The following is a 517-nucleotide window of genomic DNA, read 5'->3' on the forward strand; positions in this document are numbered from 1 at the left end:
TGCCACCGCAGTCATCGGGCAGTACGAGGAGGTGCTTGCCCAGGTTATCATCCTCAGTGCCTTCGTCCCGATTATCATCGGCATGGCGGGCAATGTCGGGGTGCAGTCGGCCACCGTGACGGTGCGCGGTTTGGCTACCGGGGCGATCAACCCCCGCGATACCTTGGTTATGGTCTTCAAGGAGCTACGGGTGGGTCTGCTGCTGGGCGCCTTCTACGGCGTGATCCTGGCTGCCTACGGCTTCTGGGTGTATGACAGCCTTCAACTCGGACAGGTCGTCGGCCTCACCATCCTGACCAATATGACCGGTGCCGCGCTGCTGGCGGTCTCGCTGCCCATGCTATTCGTCCGGTTGAAGGCCGATCCCGCCGTGGCTACGGGCCCCTTCGTGACCACGGCGATCGACGTACTCGGGGTGCTGAACTACTTCGCCATCGCTTCCCTGATCTACGGCCTGTAGGGGCGGCCGCGCCGGTATGACGCGGGTACTAGCTTTGGGCCCCCGCGCCGTAGGAGA

The 517-nt window shown here is 63.8% G+C and carries 1 protein-coding gene; it reads left to right on the forward strand.

What is annotated here, in order from left to right:
- Window positions 1–460: magnesium transporter (locus CKO28_RS27910; protein ID WP_146090461.1), on the forward strand; the 460-nt coding region annotated here is incomplete at its 5' end.
- Between the last annotated feature and the right edge of the window lie 57 nt (window positions 461–517).

Origin of the sequence: Rhodovibrio sodomensis (assembly GCF_016583645.1) — a bacterium.
GTDB classification, from domain to species: Bacteria; Pseudomonadota; Alphaproteobacteria; order Kiloniellales; family Rhodovibrionaceae; genus Rhodovibrio; species Rhodovibrio sodomensis.